Source organism: Brevibacillus nitrificans (assembly GCF_003710965.1).
GTDB lineage: Bacteria > Bacillota > Bacilli > Brevibacillales > Brevibacillaceae > Brevibacillus > Brevibacillus centrosporus.
This window is the reverse complement of record NZ_RHHU01000003.1, coordinates 326175-340158: the sequence shown is the minus strand read 5'-3', so window position 1 is coordinate 340158 and position 13984 is coordinate 326175. Positions and strand designations below refer to the sequence as shown.

13 protein-coding genes and 1 other annotated feature are annotated in these 13984 nt (G+C 49.4%); of the genes, 2 read left to right on the top strand and 11 right to left on the bottom strand.

Features of this window, described 5'->3' with window-relative positions; genetic code table 11:
• Positions 1 to 28: 28 nt before the first annotated feature.
• From ileS to infC, 10 genes are all read right to left on the bottom strand, one after another.
• Positions 29 to 3106 carry an isoleucine--tRNA ligase gene (ileS, locus tag EDM59_RS03550; RefSeq protein WP_122923357.1) on the bottom strand — a complete coding sequence of 1026 codons (3078 nt, stop codon included), beginning with the start codon at positions 3104 to 3106 and terminating at the stop codon, positions 29 to 31.
• 71 nt (positions 3107 to 3177) lie between these two features.
• Positions 3178 to 3433: a binding site (T-box leader), on the bottom strand.
• Between the two features lie 74 nt (positions 3434 to 3507).
• Positions 3508 to 4050, bottom strand: a complete 543-nt coding sequence (locus EDM59_RS03545) for a hypothetical protein (RefSeq protein WP_122922348.1) — start codon at positions 4048 to 4050, stop codon at positions 3508 to 3510.
• Between the two features lie 169 nt (positions 4051 to 4219).
• A complete protein-coding gene (glnA, locus tag EDM59_RS03540) occupies positions 4220 to 5554 on the bottom strand; it encodes a type I glutamate--ammonia ligase (RefSeq protein WP_092266767.1) in 1335 nt (444 codons plus the stop codon).
• Between the two features lie 35 nt (positions 5555 to 5589).
• Entirely contained in the window at positions 5590 to 6000 is a 411-nt protein-coding gene (locus tag EDM59_RS03535) for a MerR family transcriptional regulator (protein ID WP_092266766.1), read from the bottom strand.
• 201 nt (positions 6001 to 6201) lie between these two features.
• Positions 6202 to 7482, bottom strand: a complete 1281-nt coding sequence (locus tag EDM59_RS03530; protein ID WP_122922347.1) for a methionine gamma-lyase family protein — start codon at positions 7480 to 7482, stop codon at positions 6202 to 6204.
• Positions 7483 to 7490: 8 nt separating this feature from the next.
• Positions 7491 to 8783: a GTPase HflX gene (gene hflX / locus EDM59_RS03525; RefSeq protein WP_122922346.1), complete on the bottom strand. Its 1293-nt coding sequence runs from the start codon at positions 8781 to 8783 to the stop codon at positions 7491 to 7493.
• Between the two features lie 149 nt (positions 8784 to 8932).
• Complete coding sequence (locus EDM59_RS03520) at positions 8933 to 9121, bottom strand: alpha/beta-type small acid-soluble spore protein (RefSeq protein WP_122922345.1); 189 nt, start codon at positions 9119 to 9121, stop codon at positions 8933 to 8935.
• A 99-nt stretch (positions 9122 to 9220) separates the two neighbouring features.
• The gene (locus EDM59_RS03515) at positions 9221 to 10177 is read right to left on the bottom strand and encodes an AAA family ATPase (RefSeq protein ID WP_122922344.1); all 957 of its coding nucleotides are present in this window, start codon (positions 10175 to 10177) and stop codon (positions 9221 to 9223) included.
• A gap of 179 nt (positions 10178 to 10356) precedes the next feature.
• Positions 10357 to 11115, bottom strand: coding sequence for a DUF4184 family protein (locus EDM59_RS03510; RefSeq protein WP_122922343.1), 759 nt, complete (start codon positions 11113 to 11115; stop codon positions 10357 to 10359).
• A 110-nt stretch (positions 11116 to 11225) separates the two neighbouring features.
• On the bottom strand, positions 11226 to 11714 hold the full coding sequence (gene infC / locus EDM59_RS03505) for a translation initiation factor IF-3 (protein WP_122923356.1): 489 nt from the start codon (positions 11712 to 11714) through the stop codon (positions 11226 to 11228).
• Positions 11715 to 11880: 166 nt separating this feature from the next.
• Between infC and EDM59_RS03500 the strand changes: the two genes are divergently transcribed.
• Positions 11881 to 12354: a MarR family winged helix-turn-helix transcriptional regulator gene (locus tag EDM59_RS03500; protein ID WP_122922342.1), complete on the top strand. Its 474-nt coding sequence runs from the start codon at positions 11881 to 11883 to the stop codon at positions 12352 to 12354.
• Positions 12355 to 12398: 44 nt separating this feature from the next.
• Positions 12399 to 13622 carry a multidrug effflux MFS transporter gene (locus EDM59_RS03495; protein WP_122922341.1) on the top strand — a complete coding sequence of 408 codons (1224 nt, stop codon included), beginning with the start codon at positions 12399 to 12401 and terminating at the stop codon, positions 13620 to 13622.
• A 117-nt stretch (positions 13623 to 13739) separates the two neighbouring features.
• On the opposite strand, the gene hfq is transcribed toward EDM59_RS03495, so the two are convergent.
• Positions 13740 to 13976 (bottom strand): RNA chaperone Hfq, encoded by a 237-nt coding sequence (gene hfq, locus EDM59_RS03490; protein WP_092266759.1) that lies wholly within the window; start codon positions 13974 to 13976, stop codon positions 13740 to 13742.
• Positions 13977 to 13984: the final 8 nt, after the last annotated feature.

The window sequence follows — 13984 nt, the reverse complement described above, 5'->3', positions numbered from 1 at the left end:
CGCTTTTGATTCGATATAGCTTCCTCGACTACTCGATACGCAGACGTACGCTCGAATCCCCTAACGAGAATGCTACCATATCCTGCTCATTCCCATAGCGTAATTCAGCAAGCAATACACTTTTCCAAAGCACCTGCTTGAATCGCTCGATCGCTTCTCTCACTTGCTCATCTGCATCCAGTGTAAGGGACACCCTTTTTTCGATCGGTAAGTCGAGCTTCTTGCGATAATCCTGGATCACACGAATCACTTCCCGGACGAGCCCCTCTTGTTTTAGCTCCTCCGTAAGCTTCGTATTGAAAGCGACTTGCAGCTGATAGCCCGAAGCCGATGCAAATCCTTGCTTCCCTTGCTTTTCGACCATCAATTCATCCACAGGAATTCGAACCTGTTCCCCCTCTACAGTCAGGTTCACGCCTCCTTCTTCCATTACCTGCGCAGCCTCTGTATCTGTCAGTCCTTTCAATAATTCCTGGATCGGCGCTACGAGCTTTCCGTATTTTTTCCCTGCCTGTTTTAGATTCAGCTTGAAGTGATAGGAAACAAAGCCTGCCTCGCTTGTTACCAATCTTACCTCTTTCACATTGACTTCCTCTTTGATGATGGGAGCAAAGCGATCGAGCGGAAACACCCGTTCCGTGGTCAGCAAAAGCTCTGCCAATGGCTGGCGCGTCTTGATCCCCGTTTCATTTCGGATGTTTCGCGCAAGCTCGACAACCTGCCGTGCCATTTCCATCTCCTGCTCCAGGTTCGGATCGATGGCAGACGTGTTCGCCTTTGGATAGTCGGACAAATGGACGCTCTGCTCTCCTGCCAGGTTGCCATAGATATCATCTGCAATCAGGGGCGTGTACGGAGCAATCATCTGAGCTAGGGTCACAAGAACTTGATGCAGGGTTTGGTAGGCAGATCGTTTGTCTTCCGTCATCTCGGTGCCCCAGAAACGATCACGGGAACGTCTGATGTACCAGTTGCTCAGGTCATCCACAAACGCTTCTATCTCTTTTGCCGGGTTCATAAAATCGTACGTCTCAAGACCTTTCTCCACCTGCAGCAAGGTAGAATTCAATCGGGATAGCACCCAGTGGTCCAATTCGTTGGTGACTGCCTGCGGATCAGGCGCGGGAGTATATTGATCCAGCAAGGCGTACATGGCATAAAAGGCGTGGATGTTCTGGATCGTATCGATGACCTTTGACTTCGCCTCCGCTACGATGCGTTTGGAAAACCGCTTGCTGCTCCAAGGCGCGCTGTCTGACAAGAGTGCCCAGCGAAACGCATCCGCACCGAACTCATCGATTACTTCCCACGGATCGATCCCATTCCCTTTGCTTTTGGACATCTTCTGACCGTTTTCATCCAGTACATGACCGGTTGAAATGACGGCTTTGTACGGTGCCTTGCCATTGTAGAGGGTGGATACCGCCAGCAGACTGAAAAACCATCCCCTCGTCTGGTCAATCCCTTCCGAAATCATGTCAGCCGGATACTGCTCCTGAAAATCCTTTTCATTGCCAAACGGATGATGATGCTGAGCAAATGGCATCGACCCACTGTCGAACCACACATCAATGACCTCTGGCGTTCTTTCCATCGCACCACCGCAGGAACAGCGCAGCTTTACCTCATCCACAAAAGGCTTATGCAGCTCTATGCTCTCATCGACCGGTTCGATGGCCCTCTGGCGCAGTTCGTCTATACTTCCGGGTGCATACTCACATCCGCAATCCTGACAGAGCCAGATGTTGAGTGGGGTTCCCCAATAGCGGTTGCGACTGATGTTCCAGTCTACCAGTTCCTCGAGAAATTTACCGAATCGACCGTCCCGTAAATGCCCCGGATACCACTCTATTTTTCGATTGTTTTCGATCAGCTGTTCTTTGATCGCCGTCGTCTTAATGAACCAGCTCTCCATCGCGTAATAAAGCAGCGGAGATTTGCAGCGCCAGCAAAACGGGTAACTGTGCTCATAGCGCTCCTTTGAAAATAACAAGCCACGATGAGCCAAGTCTTTCACGATGTCTACGTCACACTCTTTGACAAAGCGTCCTGCAAAATCAGTGACTTGATCGGTATAACGGCCTGCCAGGTTAACTACATTGACAAAATCCAGGTCATGCTGGCGTGTGATCCGGTAATCGTCTTCCCCATGAGCTGGGGCCGTATGGACAATACCCGTACCGCTTTTATCGCTGACGTAGTCTGCAGCCACTACGATATGGCCTTTATCCACATGGATATAGGCAAACGGCGGTTCGTACGGAGTCCCCATGAATTCTGCACCTTTATGCGTAGACAAGATGACGAAATCATCCTTTAGAACAGACTCCACCAGATTTTTGGCTACCACGTACACTTCGTCATTTTTCTGTACACGTACATAGTCGAGATCTTTGTTGATCGCCAACGCCACATTTGCGGGGAGTGTCCAAGGTGTCGTCGTCCACGCAAGAAAGATGTCGCTATTCTTTTTACTGCGGAACTTCACTGTCGCACTCAGATCTTTCACGTCTTCATAGCCTTGTGCTACTTCATGCGAGCTTAGCGTCGTCTGACAATCCGGGCAATAGGGGCTCACGCGATGTCCTTTATACAGCAAATCCTTTTTGTGGATCTCGGACAGGATATGCCAAACACTCTCGATATAGGAATTGGTCAGCGTAATGTAGGGGTCATCCATATCCGTCCAGTACGCAATCCCCTCTGTCAGTTCACGCCATTGCCTTTCGTATTCAAATACACTGCTCTTGCATTTTTCTACAAACTTCTCTACTCCGTAGTTTTCGATCTCCTGTTTACCCGAAATCCCCAGCTGCTTTTCCACCCCAAGCTCTACGGGGAGTCCATGTGTATCCCAGCCCGCTTTACGGACAACCCGATACCCTGCCATCGTTTTATATCGACCGATGAAATCTTTGATCACCCGACCAAGGACATGACCGATGTGTGGCTGTCCATTGGCGGTTGGCGGACCTTCGTAGAATACAAAACTGGGTTTCCTTTCCCGATTTTCGATTGATTTTTGGAAGGTATTGTCCTGCCTCCATTGGTTCAAGACCCTGAGCTCACGAACCCTCGCTTTTTCTTTCACATCCACGCTTTTCATCTGACTGCCATCCTTTCCCAAATGAAATGTGATGGAGAATGGACCCGAAAAAAACAAAAAAATCCCGCCCCCTAAGGGACGAGATTTACTCTCGCGTTACCACCCTTGTTCCAAAAAGATCATGGCAGCCATGACTTTTCAGCACTCTACTACGTACCATCATACGCGTCCCTTTTAACGGCGGGATCCCGGGTCAGCTTACTTGCACACTTCAGCCTTCCTTCTCGGAGAGGATTTTCGGCTACATCTTGAACGTTGGCTTTCAGCACATGGCCAACTCTCTGGGGAACAAGGAAATAGCTTACTCTTTCTCGTCAATGAATTTCGTTCGTTCAATTGGTTACATCATTTTTACAATACTTTTTATACGTTGTCAAATTTCTTTTTGGATGTCTCGTCTCCTATTCTTGCAGCAGGTCGTTCGAGGTATTGCCAGCCTCATCCGTTACCATCAAGTGGGTGGAAGGATCAGCAATCAGCATCTCGACATAAGAGCGGAATGTCTCATCATCGAGGTCATATGGCGTACTGAAAATGACGGAGATGGTGATTCCCTGATTGTCCAGCCATAATTCGTAAAATGATCCATCTGGCCGTTCGAATTTGTAGATATCATATCTGCCATTCGGCTCCGTGTCCTTGGTCACCGTTGACGTCACGTGATCGTTACCGTCTTCTGTCCACTTGTACGTGCCGATTCCAACCTCCAAATCTGTGATGTCAAAATCATTGTACACTCCGTCGCTCAAACTGACGTACTGCAGTCGGAATCCTTTTATGTCCTCGTTAAAGCTCGCCGTAATCTGAACGGCATTTCCACCTGGTCGAATGCTCACCTCCACGTCATCTGTTAAAGAAGGAGCTTCTTCATCTTCGCTATTCTCGCCTAACCTAGTACGGTTTTCGGACGAGCCTACACCATGCGGGCGACTTTCATCGCACATGGCGTTCCACCAACGAATAAGACAAGCTCTTACAATGGGCATTTTCATACTAAGCCAATCGCAAATGGCTGTCTGCTATCGAAAGTTAACCTATATGTAACGAGGGAGTTAATTCGCCAAACAAAAAGAAAAACCCCTCGCACCTAGTGGCACAAGGGGTTTTGGCTAATTAATATGTGCTCATGTACTGCTCGCGCTCCCAAGCGTGGACGCGTGTGCGGAACATATCCCACTCGATTTCTTTTGCTTCGATGAAGTGCAGCAGCGCATGCTCACCCAGCGCTTCGCAAATCACTGGATCAGATTTCAGGCACTCGATCGCTTCTTTCAAAGTAGCAGGCAGGTTAGAAATACCGTTTTCTTCGCGCTCTTGCTCGTTCATCACGTAGATATTGCGGTCAATCGCTGGTGGTACCTCTACCTTGTTCTTGATTCCATCCAAACCAGCTTTCAGCATAACAGCCAGAGCGAGGTATGGGTTGGTTGCTGGGTCTGGGCTGCGTACTTCGATACGAGTACCCATTCCACGGGATGCTGGAATACGAATCAACGGAGAACGGTTTTTCGCAGACCATGCTACATAGCAAGGAGCTTCGTAGCCTGGAACCAGACGCTTATAGGAGTTTACCAGCGGGTTTGTGATCGCAGTAAATCCGCGAGCGTGGTTCAAAATACCAGCCAAATAGTGTTTCGCGGTTTGGCTCAGGCCCATTTCATCAGTCTCATCGTAGAAAGCGTTTTGATTTCCACGGAAGAGCGATTGGTTGGCGTGCATACCGGAACCAGCTACCCCGTACAGAGGTTTTGGCATGAAGGTCGCGTGCAGACCATGCTTTTGCGCAATGGTTTTTACAACGAGCTTGAAGGTCAGGATTTGGTCTGCTGCTTGCAGAGCATTTGCGTATTTGAAGTCGATCTCATGTTGACCTGGAGCTACTTCATGGTGAGAAGCTTCTACTTCATAGCCCATTTTCTCCAAAGTCAGTACGATATCGCGGCGGCAGTTTTCACCGGAATCGAGTGGAGCAAAGTCGAAGTATCCACCTTGGTCATTCAGATCGAGAGTTGGTTCGCCTTTTTCATCCAGTTTGAACAGGAAAAACTCAGGTTCTGGGCCGACGTTAAACGCACTGAAGCCCATTTCTTCCGCTTCTTTCAGAGCGCGCTTCAGGATGTAGCGCGGGTCTCCCTCAAATGGAGTACCATCAGGATTGAAGATATCACAGATCAGGCGAGCGATTTTACCGTGCTCGTTTCCCCAAGGGAATACGACCCAAGTATCCAGATCTGGTACCAGGTACATATCGGATTCCTCGATACGAACAAAACCTTCGATGGAAGATCCGTCGAACATCATTTTGTTGTCGAGTGCCTTAGGCAGCTGGGACAGAGGGATTTCTACGTTTTTGATTACCCCCATCAGGTCGGTAAACTGCAGGCGGATGTACCTTACATCTTCTTCTTGAGCCAAACGCATAATGTCTTCTCTTGTGTACTTGCTCACATTTCTCTCCTCCTGTCTCTAGGTAAAGCTCTATATCAGTGGAAGAAGCGGGAAAGCTCCCCACGTATCAATGCATCCTCGCCGTGACGAGAAGCATTGCGATACATGATTTGCTGTTTCAAAAGCTGGTGCAAGTCTTTTTCCGTCATTTCCTTGCGCTTCGCCTCCGAGGTCACCGTAATTTCGGATGGTTTCTCAATAGGCACTTGCATCTGCAATACTTGCTTGATTCCAGCAATGTTCAAACCTTTTTCAATCAGTGCTTTCACTTCCAGCAATCGATCCACATCATTGAAAGAGAAAAGGCGCTGTTTCCCTTCGGTGCGGGCTGGCTGAATGAGCTCGTTTTGTTCATAATAGCGAATTTGCCTCGCAGTAAGATCCGTCAATTTCATGACGATCCCAATGGGAAAGAGGGCCATATTTCGACGAATGTCATCACTCATGACTTGTCCCTCCTCACTTGTTATTCCTTACCCCTATTCTATGCAAGTTCATAAATCCTGTCAACAGATGTTAGGGAAGGTTACACAACAAGTTATGGCAAATTTGAAAACGATTTCTCCAGCCAATCGATCGCACGGAAAACCGCCAGATACAAAAATCGCGATACACCACTCAATTAGCTTGGCGTATCGCGATCTGGCTTATTCTACAGTTGGCAGTTCGAGCAAATCCTTTTCTAACAATCCGTTCAGTGCTGTCAGAATCCCCACCTTGACGTGAGAGTATGTCAGCCCGCCCTGGACAAAGCCCAGGTACGGAGGGCGAATCGGACCATCTGCCGAGAACTCAATGCTCGCTCCCTGAATAAAGGTTCCAGCTGCCATGATCACAGGGTCAGCATATCCCGGCATTTCACTGGGATACGGAGTGACGTGCGAATCTACGGGTGCAGCCTTCTGAATGCCTTGGCAAAAAGCAATCAGTCTTTCTGCGGAGCCAAACTCCACGGACTGGATCAAATCCGTCCGCGGTTCATGCCAGAGTGGGTTCGTTTTGAAGCCCAATCTCTCCAGCATGGCGGATGAAAACACGGCGCCTTTCAAAGCCTCACCGACGACATGCGGCGCCAGGAAAAACCCTTGGAACATTTCCAGCAAAGAATACAGGGAAGCTCCACCTTCAGCGCCAATGCCCGGGGCAGCCATTCTATAAGAGGCGAGCTGCACGAGGTCTTGGCGGCCAACGATGTACCCGCCTGTTTTTACCAGACCGCCGCCTGGATTTTTGATCAGCGAGCCTGCCATGATGTCTGCACCAACATGGAGTGGCTCTTGTTCCTCCGTGAATTCTCCATAGCAGTTATCCACGAAAACGATCACATCTGGCTTCATTTCTTTGACCAGCCGAATCATTTCTTGAATCTTTGCAATGGTAAACGACGGACGATCTGCGTAACCACGCGAGCGCTGAATACCGATTACTTTCGTTTTCGGCGTAATGGCATTTGCCACGGCCATAAAATCAATCTCGCCCTCTGCAGTCAACGGGACGTAGCTGTAGCCAATCCCGTAGTCCTTCAGGGAGCCTTGCCCTTCTCCCCTCACGCCGACGACTTCTTCGAGGGTATCGTACGGTTTGCCTGTCATGTAAAGCAGGTCATCGCCTGGACGTAAAATCCCGAACAGCGAAATGGCGATCGCGTGCGTGCCCGAGATGATATGGGGTCGAACCAGCGCAGCTTCCCCGCCAAATACATCGGCATAGATGGATTCCAGAGTAGCTCGGCCAGAGTCATCGTACCCATAACCGGTTGAAGGAGAAAAGTGGAATTCGTTTACTTCATGCTTTTGAAAGGAACGAAGCACCTTGAGTTGATTCGTATCGACAAGGGCTGCGATCTGTCTATGTCTTTCGGAAATGGTTGCTTCTACTTCAGCGACAAGCGGACGCAGCTTCTCGCCATGGGAAAAATATTGGAACATCTGTTATCTTACCAACTTTCTTCGACAGTCTCTGGTTTATCGAGGAGAAAAGGGGCAATCTTGCCGTAGATTGGATTCGATCGATTGACCCGAACCGTAACCTGATACGCCTCTTCCTCTTCATCAAAATGCTGCTGCATCTCGACACCTTCCCGATGGAGCAGCGACAGAATATCCCCACGCGAGACCGGCACCTTCAGTGTCATCTCGTTAAAAGACTCGAGGGCATAGGATTCTATTCGTTTCAACAGCCGGTTCAAATCATCCTGGCGCATCGCTGAGATCAAAATCCACTCATCCGCGGGTGGCAAATACGTGCCTTCTGCCATGGCATCCGCCTTGTTGAAAACAACCAGCTGAGGAATCTCCTCCGCCTTCAGCTCACGCAAGATCCGATCGACTACTTGCATGTGAATCTGCAAATCAGGATGATGGCTATCGACGACATGCAGGATCAAATCGGCTTCCTTAACCCCCTCCAGGGTGGAGCGAAAAGCAGCGACCAAGCTCGTAGGCAAATCCTGAATAAAGCCAACCGTGTCCGTCAGCAAAACCTCCATGCCGCTCGGAAGCTCCAGCTGGCGAGTCGTTGGATCGAGCGTCGCAAACAGCTTATCCTCCTGCAAAGTTCCTGCGTTGGTCAACTGATTGAGAATCGTGGATTTGCCAGCGTTTGTATAGCCCACCAGCGCCACCTGAAAGACGTTGTTTTTCTTGCGGCGTTCCCGATGCAGCTGTCTGGTGCGAACCGTATCTTCCATTTGCTGCTTCAGCTCTGTGATCCTTCTGCGGATGTGACGACGGTCGCTCTCCAGCTTGGATTCACCTGGACCTCTCGTACCAATTCCCCCACCCAGACGGGAGAGCTGCTTGCCTTGCCCTGCCAAACGAGGGAGCAGATAGTTGTATTGGGCAAGCTCGACCTGGATTTTCCCTTCGCGAGATTGCGCCCGCCCGGCGAAAATGTCCAAAATCAGCTGCGTACGATCAATCACCTTGCAGTCAAAAATCCGGTCAAGATTTCGCGTCTGGCTCGGAGAAAGCTCGTCGTTGAAAATAACGACATCGACATCGAGCTCTTCTGCCCGCTGCGCGAGTTCATCGATTTTCCCCGTACCCAAGTACCAGGCAGGGTCGATTCTATCCCTGTTTTGCGTGATGACATCCAGCACTTCTACGCCTGCCGTATCAGCCAGTTCCGCCAGCTCCTCCATCGAGAGACGCATCCGTTCCTCATCACGGTTATCGATAAGGCACCCCACCAGGATGGCGGTTTCCTTTGTTTTGATTATTTCGTTCACCGATTCACGCCCTTTCTTCCCCTATCATACCACATTTTCCCCTTGCTCGTGACGAGGTACACCCTTCCTCTCCTCACGAATACAAAAGAACCAACCTGGTTTCGAATGGTTGGTTCTCTCCTACCTGCCCGCTATGGAAATCTTACTCTTTATATACGAGAGATATGCTGCTCCCCGTATTGAACTAATCTCTTGGTCATTTCGCCGCCTACAGATCCATTTTGACGTGATGATGTCTCTCCACCCAGTGAAACTCCAAACCCTTGTGCGATGTCGTTTTTGAGCTGGTCAAGAACCGCTTCTGCTTGCTGATTGATGAGACGGTTAGAACGTGCCATGAAATTCACCTCTTGGTTGTGTTTGGTTCTGAAGTTAGTATGTTCATGAAGTGGAGCCATTATGAACTCTTTTTCCTCATCAATTGGAAAACCTGAAGACTATAGGGAAAAGTCCTCAGGCTTTAATTTCATCAAGTCTTCGCGGCGAAACTCATTGTTTCGCAGCAATCGGATCGCCTGAACTCGAATTGCTTTTTCAATGCAATTTCGAATATAGCGGGCATTGCTGAAATTCATCTGGAAAGGATCCGTTATGATCCCCATGATCGATCTCCTGATTTTTTCCAACGCTCCTCTGGTCAGCTCAAAATCTTTGTTCTTTGCCATCAGATTCGCGATCTCTAACAGTTCGTCAACCGTGTAGTCGGCAAAATTGATGTGAATGGGGAAACGAGACGGTAGGCCCGGATTTAATTCCAAAAAGCTGTCCATCTCATCGGTGTAGCCCGCAATGATGCAAATAAAATCCTTGTTGGAATCTTCAAGCGCTTTTGTCAAGCAATCCACCGCTTCTTTTCCAAAATCCTTTTCACCGCCACGCGCCAGCGAATAAGCCTCATCGATAAAGAGGATCCCACCCATTGCTTTTTTTACCAAGTCCCGCGTTTTCTGGGCGGTGTGCCCGATAAATTCCCCCACTAAATCTGCACGCTCTACTTCAGTCAGATGGCCCTTGCTCAATATCCCCATCTCACGCAGGATCTTTCCAAAGATGCGTGCCACCGTCGTCTTGCCTGTCCCCGGGTTTCCTTTAAACACCATGTGGAACACTTGTTTTTCTGTCTTTAGATTTTGTCTTTCCCGCTCCTTGTTGATTTTAAGCAACGCGTAAATCTCGTATATGGTTTTCTTAGCTTCTTGGAGGCCGATTAATCCTTCCAGCTCATCAAACAGATTCTGCAGCTCGGTAGAGGCCGAAGCACTGATACTCTCCTGCAAAGTGGGCGATGTCGAAGTCGTCTGAGGAATTTCCCTTTTGAATACAACCTGAATGCGATTTGCCGTGCTTGTGGCTGAGCTTGACTCAAAGATCACGTTATTCTCCAATTGCTTCAAATTTATCACCCACCAATCGCTCTAGATTGAGTGTAGTTGTCGGACTATGCCTTCTTTTCAGGGGCAGCCTGATTCGTCCTGGTTGGAGCGGCGCGAAGCTGGGGTATCCAAGCTTTCACCCCCTGTTCGCCTGCCTCCTCGTCATACATTAGTATACTCAGGATTCAGGTAAACCTGCCCTATTTTTTCCATGCCCACCTGTGAAACACCCAAGAGACAACGACCAGCCCAAGCAGACTGCCTGACAGAAACGGTACGACGCCAGACAAAAGCTGCTTTCCGCTAAGTGGCTCGGCGATGGTCAGCAAATGTGCAGAAGCGGCAGCGACTCCTGCCAGCACAATACTTAGCCAATACCAGGCTTTGACCGAAAAAGAAACCTCGTTTCCCTCAAAGCAAACGGCACTTACCTTCTTTACTCGCCATACAGCTAGCGCTATCGCCGTCGCGCCGATGAGGGTACTGCCGTGCTGGAGCCATTTGTACACCGGAAAAGTAACCTCTCCCACCCCGATCACAGACTGGAGAATTGGAAAGGAAGTGACTGCCCATGCTCCTTGATGCGTAAAGGAATCCCAGAGCAAATGACTTGCGATGCCGAGCAGTGCGGAGTACACAAAGATCAGCCAGCTAACCCACAAGGGGTGTTTGCTTTGGTACGCCCCTCTCTTTTGGAGCCGCATCTGGACACCCCTGGGAAGGCACGTAAAAAGCGATGCCTCTACCACATGACGAAACAACAGGCACAGCGCCATCACTAGCGGCAGATCAAAAACCAAGATGCCGAGCAGTGTGTGGCTGTATGTACTAAAAGCCTGCATGCGAAAGAAATATTCAAAGTCTGGCGCCATGCTGCCCGCAACCAAAGCAGGGAAGTGAAAATATCGGGAGTGACGCAAGGGAAGGAAAATGGCTGGATGAGCAAACGTAAATGGCATGAGAAACCTCGCTTCTTTTTCAAATAAGGACGCTCATGCATGAGGATCGGATACGGTTATGAAAAAACACTCGACAAAGGCTCCATAGCCTCGATCGAGTGCTGCTTATTTTAAGCGATTGGCAGCAATACAGCAATCACTTGCTTGCCGCTTACTTGTATGCCTTTCTCCTGTACCCCACAATGCTTTAACTCCCGCACAAGCTGCTCAATCAATTGCTTGGCTTCCTGACTCTCTTTTTTCTCCAACCGTACGAGCAGCTGCACCGCGTCACCCGAGGTCAGAATGCGCTCTGCCTGGCGCTTCTTGGTATCGTAATCATGCTCCTCAATAAATGCGCTCAAGCGAATTTCCTTAAGCTTCGGCCCCTTTTCTGCTTTGCGGCTTTTCGCGCTTTCCTTGATTGCCTGTTGCTTGAAATCAGTCCGACCAACCAATTGGCACGGAGGGGGACTGCTCGCCAGGGAAAGGCATACCAGATCTACCTTCTGCTCCTTCGCTAGCTGCAAAGCCTCTTTTGTCGACATAATCCCCAAATCTTCACCATTTACACCCGTAAGCGCTACTTCAGAAGCTTTAATCTTTTCATTCATAATCAACATTTATTTCACCCGGTCCTTCCTGATGTCCACTATAATGATGATTGTACCATTTGCGGAAGGATGTATGAAGCAAGCTTTCCACTGCTTGTTTACCTCTTGACATGCCAATGAGAATCATTTACATTACGCTTAGTTAGCCAGCTAAGTAACTGGAGGAATCGTCTTGGAATTTGATTACGTAAATGCCTTAACCCATATCATGGGTCATGTTATGAAGCTGCATCGACAGAATCTGGACCTACTCATTCAAAAATACGATGTCTATCCAGGGCAGCCTCCTTTGCTTATGCGCCTTTACCGTCATGGCGGCATGATGCAAAAGGATTTGGCACGCAGCATGAACGTTCAACCTGCCACCTTGACTGTGATGATCAACCGGATGGAGAAGTCCGGCCTTGTCACTCGCCAAGCAGACCCAAACGACCAACGCGTGTCGCGGGTGTACTTGACGGAAAAAGGCAAAGTCGCGACGAAAGCCGTGAAGGAAGCATTGCAGCTGCTCGAGACACGTTGTTTTGAGAATTTCACAGACGAGGAAACCGCCCTGTTACGGAATATGCTTACACGTCTGCACACTGATCTGGAAGCCTTTCAGCTTGAATACAGTGAAAAGCGATCAGGTGATGCACAAGAATGAAGCAAGCCGGCGCCAATCTATAACAGAAAGGTTTGAACAATTACTTGAACAATCTCGCTAAAAGCTTGGAAACACCGGAATCTTCTGTCAGTCGATCGCGAAGACTGGGGATTGCGGCCATTCTCGGTTCGCTTTCCGCATTTGGACCTTTATCGCTGGATATGTACTTGCCTGCGCTGCCTATGCTCGAGACGGATTTACAGACAACGACCTCCATGGCACAGATGAGCTTGACCGCCTGCCTGATCGGTTTGTCGGTCGGCCAGCTGTTTGCAGGTCCATTAAGTGATGTCCAAGGACGTCGCAAGCCCTTATTGTTCGGATTGGTATTATACGCGTTGTCTTCCTTTCTTTGTGCGGTCGCTCCCTCTATCTGGACATTCCTCTTGCTGCGCCTCGTCCAAGGGATGGCTGGGTCAGCAGGTATCGTGATTGCACGCGCTACCGTCCGCGATATGTATGCGGGGACGGAACTGACCAAATTCTTTGCCCTGCTGATGCTGATTAACGGGATCGCTCCGATCGCAGCTCCGATTGTTGGCGGGCAGCTGCTCCAGGTGACTTCCTGGCACGGGGTTTTCGTCGTGCTTGCTTTGATCGGTGTGATCATGTTCTTTACCGTCATGTTTGGATTGCCGGAAACACTCCCTGCGGAAAAGCGCTCCAAAGGCGGTTTGGGCAATACGTTGACGACATTTAAGAACCTTCTGAAGGATCGTACGTTCATGGGCTATGCTCTCTCCCAGGGACTGGTGACTGCTGCGATGTTTGCCTATATTTCCGGTTCTCCGTTTGTCTTCCAGGAGATTTTCGGAGTATCTCCGCAAATGTTCAGCGTGATCTTCGCCGTCAATGGCATAGGGATCATCATTGCGAGCCAAATTACCGGCAAGCTGGCAGGGAAAGTGAAGGAAACGAAGCTATTCGTCACGGGCATTTCCATCGCTGCAATAGCCGGGATCACTTTGCTGGCGATGATCCTTCTCGGAGCAGGACTGTTTGCCGTACTGGTACCATTGTTCTTCACCGTCTCATGCGTAGGAATCGTCGGTGCGACTGGCTTCTCTCTGGCTATGGCCAATCAGAGCAAAGCGGCAGGCAGTGCATCCGCACTCCAGGGCTTGATTTCGTTTATCGGCGGCGGAATCGTTGCCCCGCTCGTAGGATTAGGCGGAAGCAGCACAGCCGTTCCGATGGGTCTTGTGATTGCAGCCACGACAATCGGCGCGACTCTCTGCTACGTATTCATGATTCGTCGCAAGTCTTGAAGATAGCTCTCCTTTTTGCTATTGAGCGGGCCAGGATGGAGAATCCTGTGCCCGCTTTTTTGGCAAGAAAAAAAGCCTGGACTGATCAGATCCAGGCTTTCGGAATTACCGTTCGTTTTATTGGTTGTTTTCTTGAGACATCAGAGAAACTGGGCGTTGCGGTGTAAAGGTAGAGATCGCGTGTTTGTACACCAGCTGTTGTTTGCCTTCGCTATCAATCACAATTGTGAAATTATCGAACGCTTTAATGTACCCACGTAATTGAAATCCGTTCACCAGGTAAATGGTGACCGCGATGTTTTCTTTCCGCAAATGATTCAAGAACGTATCTTGAATATTGATCGTCTGTTTCATGTACATTA